This is a genomic window from Clostridium sp. ATCC BAA-442, assembly GCF_964239415.1.
Taxonomy (GTDB): domain Bacteria; phylum Bacillota; class Clostridia; order Oscillospirales; family Oscillospiraceae; genus Flavonifractor; species Flavonifractor plautii.
This window is the reverse complement of the sequence record NZ_CAXSQB010000027.1, coordinates 41137-48811: the sequence shown is the minus strand read 5'-3', so window position 1 is coordinate 48811 and position 7675 is coordinate 41137. Positions and strand designations below refer to the sequence as shown.

General features: G+C 60.9%; 8 protein-coding genes. 2 read left to right on the top strand and 6 right to left on the bottom strand.

Annotated elements, in window-relative coordinates; all coding sequences use genetic code 11:
• Positions 1-207: 207 nt before the first annotated feature.
• From nuoE to ACESY8_RS12350, 6 genes are all read right to left on the bottom strand, one after another.
• Positions 208-702, bottom strand: coding sequence for an NADH-quinone oxidoreductase subunit NuoE (gene nuoE, locus ACESY8_RS12375; protein WP_007489993.1), 495 nt, complete (start codon positions 700-702; stop codon positions 208-210).
• Positions 703-988: 286 nt separating this feature from the next.
• Positions 989-1699, bottom strand: a complete 711-nt coding sequence (locus ACESY8_RS12370) for a PHP domain-containing protein (RefSeq protein WP_054339385.1) — start codon at positions 1697-1699, stop codon at positions 989-991.
• A gap of 461 nt (positions 1700-2160) precedes the next feature.
• Positions 2161-2496 (bottom strand): DRTGG domain-containing protein, encoded by a 336-nt coding sequence (locus ACESY8_RS12365; protein ID WP_007489988.1) that lies wholly within the window; start codon positions 2494-2496, stop codon positions 2161-2163.
• A 69-nt stretch (positions 2497-2565) separates the two neighbouring features.
• Complete coding sequence (locus tag ACESY8_RS12360; RefSeq protein WP_009261237.1) at positions 2566-3888, bottom strand: [Fe-Fe] hydrogenase large subunit C-terminal domain-containing protein; 1323 nt, start codon at positions 3886-3888, stop codon at positions 2566-2568.
• A 37-nt stretch (positions 3889-3925) separates the two neighbouring features.
• The gene (locus ACESY8_RS12355) at positions 3926-4348 is read right to left on the bottom strand and encodes an ATP-binding protein (RefSeq protein WP_007489986.1); all 423 of its coding nucleotides are present in this window, start codon (positions 4346-4348) and stop codon (positions 3926-3928) included.
• Positions 4335-4691 carry a DRTGG domain-containing protein gene (locus ACESY8_RS12350; protein WP_007489985.1) on the bottom strand — a complete coding sequence of 119 codons (357 nt, stop codon included), beginning with the start codon at positions 4689-4691 and terminating at the stop codon, positions 4335-4337. Before ACESY8_RS12350 ends, ACESY8_RS12355 begins: the two co-directional genes overlap by 14 nt.
• 253 nt (positions 4692-4944) lie before the next feature.
• On the opposite strand from ACESY8_RS12350, the gene serC reads away from it, so the two are divergent.
• Both serC and ACESY8_RS12340 read left to right on the top strand, forming a co-directional pair.
• On the top strand, positions 4945-6030 hold the full coding sequence (gene serC / locus ACESY8_RS12345; protein ID WP_054339386.1) for a 3-phosphoserine/phosphohydroxythreonine transaminase: 1086 nt from the start codon (positions 4945-4947) through the stop codon (positions 6028-6030).
• Positions 6031-6221: 191 nt separating this feature from the next.
• The gene (locus ACESY8_RS12340; protein ID WP_007489983.1) at positions 6222-7391 is read left to right on the top strand and encodes a phosphoglycerate dehydrogenase; all 1170 of its coding nucleotides are present in this window, start codon (positions 6222-6224) and stop codon (positions 7389-7391) included.
• Positions 7392-7675: the final 284 nt, after the last annotated feature.

The window sequence follows — 7675 nt, the reverse complement described above, 5'->3', positions numbered from 1 at the left end:
GCCGCTGGGCTTCGCCCAGCCTGTTTTTTCGCCTCCATGTCCTCTTAGCTCCCCTATGCGCCTACCCTCCGCGCTTCCTGTCACGCTGCGCGCCCTCCGCGGCGGGCAACTGCTCACTGCTCCGCCGAACATGCCGCTGGCCTGCGGCCAGCCTGTTTTTCGGTCTGCGCAGTTCGCTGTTGCCCTGCTCCCGGGCGCTCCGCGCTTCTACTTATACATATCCAAAATCGGGCCGACCTGGTCGGGGGTGAGGCGGCCATAGACGTCATTATTGATCATCATGACCGGGGCCAGACCGCAGGCGCCCACGCAGCGGCAGGAGTCCAGGGAGAACTTGCCGTCCGGGGTGATGGCGCCGGGGACAATGCCCAGCTTCTGTTCCACGGCGTTGAGCACGGCGGCCGCGCCCTTGACATAGCAGGCGGTGCCGAGACAGACGGAGATCTGATACTTTCCCTTGGGGTTCATGGAGAACTGGGCGTAGAACGAGGCAACCCCGTACACCTCGGACAGGGGGATGTCCAATCCTTCGGCCACCATGATCTGAACCTCCTCGGGCAGATAGCCGAAGATTTCCTGAGCGGCTTGGAGCACCGGCATGGTGGCACCTGGCTGTCCCCTGTGCTCGGCGATCACCTGCCGCAGGCGCTCCTCCTGTTCCGGGCTTCCGCGGTAGGGGACGACGGTTTTGCAGTTTGGCATGGATGCGTCCTTCCTTTCTGAAACTGGTTAGTTTAGTTTCGCTTTTTCTATTATATCGCCAAATCATTTCTTGTAAAGACTGTCCAAAATGGCGAAATATGAACTATTAAGTTCAAAAATTAGCCCAAGAAAAAATGAAGGGTAGAAAAAAACCGCTCCGTTGGGCAGGGCGGGCGTATCGGAGTGGCGTCGAATACAGACCATGCACAGGAAAGCGGTTCTTTATTGTTAAATCTTTAACGAAAACGAGTATAACACATCTAACTATGTTTGTAAAGAGAAAAATTTACCTTGTACCCTGCAGCCAATAGAGAACGGCGGCAGCCGTCCGCTCCGGCAGCTCCATGGCGTGCTCCGCCTCCCAGACCTGATCCAGGTAGTGGGCGTCAGAGTTGGCGATGAGCCGAAGCCCGGCCAGATCCGGGCGGAGGCGGAACTCCGGCGGGCATTGGCGGGATACTTCCGCCAGCGGGAATCCCAGCTCCGGCATCCACAGGCCAAGCACCCCCAGAAGAGAGAAGGAGGGGCGGTCGATGTGTGCAGGAAAGGCCGCTCCGCCAAAGGCGGCGGCCAGCCGGGATACCTCCTCCAGGCCGATGTCGGTGTGTCCGGCGAGGAAGCGGGGGTCCTCTCCCAGCACCAGGTCTCCCGCGTCCATATAGATTTGATGGCCAAAGACGGCGGGGTGATTGGACAACGGGGGCAGGCGGCGGGATACATACGCCTCGAACTCCTCCCCGTGATAGGGGGTGGGGAAGAGACAGACTACGTGGATCTCCTCCCGGGTGCACAGCTCCATCCCCGCCAGAGCCAGCAGGCCCCGCTCCTCCGCCGCCCGGCAGAAGGCGGCGCAGTTGCCGCAGGTGTTGTGGTCGGTAAGGGCCACAATATCCAGCCCCGCCAGCGCGCACATGGCCGCCAGGTTGGCGGGGGTCATGTCCTCACTGCCGCAGGGCGACAGGCAGGAATGGAGGTGGAGATCGTAGTAATACTTCATGTAGAACTCCTTTTCGAGATAACGGGAAGGCGTCGTGCCTGTCGCCCGAAACGCGCCGGAAGGCGCGCCCGAGCGTTTTCGCCGGAGCGAAAACCTCGCCGCAGGGCGGATTCACTCCGCCCGAGGGAGAAAAAAGGGGCCCCCGCCCGGCTGAGCCGGGTGGGGTGACAGGCAGGAGTGAAGGTGGAGATCGTAGTAATACTTCATGTAAAACTCCTTTTCAGGATAACAAAACGGCATCGTGCCTATCGCCCGAAGCGCGCCACAAGGCGCGCCGAGGGTTTTCGCGGAGGCGAAAACCTCGCCGCAGGGCGGATTCACTCCGCCCGAGGAAGCAAAAGGGGGGTCCCCGCCCGGCGTTGCCGGGTGGGGCGACAGGCAGGAGTGTAGGTGAAAATCGTAGAAATACTTTGTGTAGAATTTGCTTTTAAAATAACAAAATGATATCGAGTGAGGAGGCATTACCCGGCAGCCAGCGCCCCGGACAAACGGGCGGCGGTGTCAAAGGTATCCTGTCCGGCCCCCAGCAGATTGACGCCCTTCTCCTGAGCGCGGCGGAGCAGGTCGCCGTCGGGGGCGACCCCCTCGGTGAGAATGACGCAGGAGACCTCAGCCATGAGGGCCACGGCGGCCACATTCTGGTTGGACATGATCGTGAGCCAGGCGGCGTCCTGTCCGGCCCGGCCCAGCACCCAGCTCAGCAGGTCTCCGGCGTAGCCGCCGGAAACCGGGCGGTCGGGCTGGGCTAGATGGAAGGGGGTCAGGGAGAGGGCCTCGGTCAGTTCGCGTACCGTCATAAAAAACTCCTCCTTGTTGTATAAAGAGGCCGCCGTGAGACGCAGGGCGCTTCACGGGGGCGGTAGGGTCTATTCGGACGGCTCCTGGCGGCGGCGGAAGGGCGGGGGCAGGTAGTCGTCCGCCTCCTCCTTGCTACCCGCCATGGAGCGCATGCGCTCCCGCACCTTGAAAATGCAGTCGTCCTCCGAGGCGCGGCCCAGCACCACGTCCTCCGCGAAGGCCCGGCAGGAGGGCGCTCCGCAGGAGCCGCAGTGGAGGCCGGGCAAGTGGGACTCCAGCTCCTGGATACGCAACTGTTTGCTGATGGCCATCTCCCGGTCCTGATCCAGCACGAAGGCAGGTAAGTACTGTAGCTCCTTGTCCCTCCGCACAATATCCCGCGCCTCTCCATGAAAGAGGAAACGGTTGCGGGAGACCGGCAGACCCTTGAGCAGGCCCTTGATGCGAAGCTTGGCCGCGTAGGGATTCTCCACATTGAAGCAGCCCCCCACGCACCCCTGAGTGCAGGCTGACAGCTCCAGAAAATCGGCCTCCGGTAGACGGCCGTCTTCGATCTCCTCCAGCATACGGATGACGTTCTGAATACCGTCTACCGCCACGCAGCGCTCCCCCAGGCGGGCGGCGCTCTCGCCGCCGCAGGAGGCCCAGCCCAGGCCCAGGATACCGGCGGAGGCCATGGGGGTGATCTCCTCCAGCTCCCGCATGGGATTGAGCAGGCGCAGGTAGATGTCCCGGATGGCGAAGGCCCCGTCCAGCACCGGGCGGCTGAGCCCCTCGGAGACCCGGGCGGCCGTCACCTTGGAGGAGCAGGGCACGATGGCGAATACGCCGATGGCCTCCGGCGGCAGGCCGGTCTCCTCGGCCGCCTCCCGCCGGGCCAGAATGGCGGCCAGCTCCATGGGCAGAATGGTACAGGCCACATGGCCCATGAGCTTGGGGAAGCGCATGCGGATGAGGCGGAGCACTGTGGGACAGGAGGAGGAGATCTGGGGCGTCACCTTGGACGGGCCGCCGCTGATGCTCTGCCGCTCAAAGTCGGAGATCATCTCGGCGGCCTTAGCCACCTCATAGACCTTGTGAAAGCCGATCTTCAACAGGCCGTTGAGCACAATATCCACGCTGTCCAGGTGCTGGAACTGCCCATACAGGGCGGGCTCCGGCAGGGCCACGCAGTATTGGTACTGCTTCAGAATGTCCAGACTGTCGCCCACCGACTTGATGGCCTTGTGGGGACAGATGCGGATACAGCTTCCGCAGTCGATGCACCGGTCGGGCAGAATGGTGGCCTTGCGGCCGCGAACCCGGATGGCCTCGGTGGGGCAGCACTTGATGCAGGTGGTGCAGCCCCGGCAGCGCTTCAGCTCCAGGACCACCGAATGTCTCATGGACATGGAGCCGCGTCACCTCGCTTTTCCAAGCTCATCGCGCTCAGGAAACCTTGATTTTAACCGTAACGGTGGTACCCTTGCCCACCTCGGTGTCAATGGTCATCTCGTCGGAGTAGCGCTTCATATTGGGCAGGCCCATGCCAGCGCCGAAGCCCAGCTCCCGGGCGGTCTGCCCGGCGGTGGAGTAGCCCTCCTGCATGGCCTGCTCCACGTCCGGGATGCCCGGCCCGGTATCGGTCATGCGGATAACAATCTGATTGGCGTCCACCTCCACCTCGGCCTGGCCGCCGTCGGCGTGGATCACCATATTGATCTCGCCCTCATACATGCAGATGGACGCACGGCGGATCACGTCCTGGGGCAGTCCCAGCTTCTTCAGCGTCAGCTTCATTTTGCTGGAAGCCTCGCCGGCCTCGATCAGATCGCCGCCCTCCACAGGGTAAACCAGTCTAATTGTCTCCATCACAATTCCCTCGCAATCCATTGGAATATAACAGGCCGCACGCCTCGTACATACGCTTGGGGCAGGTCATAACTACAATGTCACGCTCCTCCGCCAGAGACAGAATGTCCGGCCCCGGCACCTTACCCCGCACAAAGACAATACATTTCATCTCCACCATATCTGCGGTGCGCACCACCTGGGGGTTGACCAGGCCGGTGAGCAGCAGCGCCTGGTTCTTGACAAAGGCCAGCACATCGCTCATGAAGTCGCTGCCGCAGGCGGAAAAAACCTCCCGGTCCAGATGCTCCTCCCCCCACAGCACCTCGGCGTGCAGAATCGTCTTGATATCAGACAGCCTCATTGGCCACTCCTCCTTCCGGAAGGGAAAACTAAACTGTAAGTTCAATGGTATTGTACCACAAACCGGCGCAAAGTGCAAAGGGTTCGTTGAAATATTCACAAAGTTTTGAGATTGAACGGCTTGGTTTTAGTCAATCCGTGCAGTTGACAGTTGGATAGGGCATCCGATATAATATACTTTAACGGAGTAAAGCGATAACCCGGTGCGAAGCCCCGTTCTATTTCAAATTGGAATATCGAGGAGGCCATCTGTCATGGGAAACGAACGTGTTTACAACTTTTCCGCCGGCCCTTCCATGCTGCCGCTGGAGGTATTGGAGCGGGCAGGAGCCGAGATTACAAACTACCAGGGCTCCGGCATGTCCGTCATGGAGATGAGTCACCGCTCCAAGGTGTTCCAGAAGATCTTTGACGATACCAAGGCCAAGCTGCGCGCCCTGCTCAACGTGCCGGAGGGATACCAGATCCTCTTCCTCCAGGGCGGCGCCTCCACCCAGTTCTCCATGGCGCCCCTGAACCTCATCGGGGCCACCGGCAAGGCCGACTACGCCGTGACCGGCAACTTCTCCAACATCGCCTACAAGGAGGCGCAGAAGTACGGCCAGATCCATCTGGCCGCATCCTCCGCCGACAAAAACCACACCTGCATTCCCCAGCAGAGTCAACTGGAGCTGGACCCTGAGGCCAGCTATTTCTACTACTGCGCCAATAACACCATCTACGGCACCGAGTGGCAGTATGTCCCGGAGACGGACGGTGTGCCCATCGTGTGCGACATGTCCTCCGACATCCTCTCCCGCCCCGTGGACGTGTCCAAGTACGGCGTCATCTTCGCCGGCGCCCAGAAGAACATGGCCCCTGCCGGCCTGACGGTAGTGATCATCAAGGAGGAGCTGGCCGGGCATGAGCTGCCCTTCACCCCCCTGATGATGAACTACAAGACCATGATCGACAAGGACTCCATGTACAACACCCCGCCCTGCTGGTGCATCTATATGCTGGGGCTGGTCCTGGACTGGCTGGAGGAGCAGGGGGGCATACCCGGCATGGAGGCCATCAAGCACAAAAAGGCGCAGATGCTCTATGACGTGATCGACTCCTCCCGGATCTTCACCTGCGCGGTGGAGCCCGGCTCCCGCTCTGATATGAATGTGGTGTTCCGTACCGGCAGCGACGAGCTGGACGCCAAGTTTGTGCAGGAGAGCGTGACCGCCGGCTTCACCAACCTGAAGGGCCACCGCTCCGTGGGCGGCATGCGGGCAAGCATCTATAACGCCATGCCCACCGAGGGCGTGGAAAAGCTGTGCGACTTCATCCGGGCATTCGATAAGAACAACTGAGCGTTCGGCTTACCCTGGGGCCCCGCAAAGTGGGGCGCGTCTTACGCCGCGTACAGGCATTTTGGCCAGCGGACAAAATCTTGCAGCAGGGCGGATTCACTCCGTCCGGGGAAGTAAAATCAGGGGCTCCCATGGAAGGCGTGTAGTTTCATTCAGGCATCTGATAAAAACAATGAAGGGGAGAGGGCTATATGTATCGCATCAAGACACTGAATAAGATTTCCCCCGCCGGGCTGTCCGTACTGGACCAGACCCGCTACACCATCAGCACCGATGTGGAAAACGAGGACGGTATTTTGGTCCGCTCGGCGGACATGCACGACTATGCATTCCCCGATGCCCTGCGGGCCGTGGCCCGGGCGGGCGCGGGCACTAATAACATTCCCATCGACCGCTGCTCCGAGGCGGGCATTGTGGTATTCAATACCCCCGGCGCCAACGCCAATGCCGTGAAGGAGCTGGCGGTGTGCGCCCTGCTGCTGGCCTCCCGAAAGATCAGCGACGGCGTGGCCTGGGTGAAGGAGCAGGCCGCCGCCGGGGCAGACGTGGAGCAGGCGGTGGAGAAGGGCAAGAGCCAGTTTGTGGGCCCGGAGCTGTCCGGCAAGATGCTGGGCGTCATCGGCCTGGGGGCCATCGGCGTGCAGGTGGCCAACATCGCCACCAAGCTGGGCATGACTGTGTTCGGCTACGACCCCTTCCTGTCGGTGGACGGAGCTCTGTCCCTGTCCCGGCTGGTCCACCGGGCCATGGATCTGGAGACCATTTATAAGAACTGCGACTACATCACCCTCCACGTGCCCCAGACCCCCGAGACCAAGGGAATGTTCAACGAGGACGCATTCCATATGATGAAGGGCGGCGTGCGCATCCTCAACCTGGCGCGGGGCACCCTGGTCAACGACGACGACATGCTGGCCGCCCTGGACAGCGGCAAGGTGGCCTGCTACGTCACCGACTTCCCCAACGGCAAAATCCTGCGGGGCAAGAACGTGGTGGCCATCCCCCATCTGGGGGCCTCCACGCCGGAGAGCGAGGAGAACTGCGCCGTCATGGCGGCCCAGGAGCTGAAGGACTATCTGGAGAACGGCAACATCCAGAACTCGGTGAACCTGCCCACGCTGGTGCAGCCGTGGAGCGGCGTGTCCCGCCTGTGCATCATCCACCGCAACGCCCCCGGCGCCATCGCCAGCATCACCGGGGTGCTCTCCAAGGACGGGGTAAATGTGGCCAACATGACGAACAAGTCCAAGAAGGACTATGCCTATACCGTGGTGGACGTGGACAGCCGCATCGGCGAGTCCGTGGCCGACACCATCCGCGCCCTGGACGTGGTGTTGCGGGTGCGCCTGCTCAATCACTAAACATACAACGGAGGATCACTGAGATTCTCTTTCACGTTGGAGCAAACGACTCCTGAAAGCGCTTTGAAATTTAAAAAGTCCAACAGGTTTTATCAGAGTTTCGCCGCATACAGGAGGCGGAATCAAACGAAAAGACGAAAATTCCGGGGACATGTGCCTCGGAATTTTCTTTTCTGGGTCCAAACGTATATGTGCGGCGGGCCGCATCTCCACTCAAAAATTCTTGCATGATAAGAAATGTCTCAAAGCGTTTCTGTACGCTGGGCGGCGAAGCGGAGCTTCGC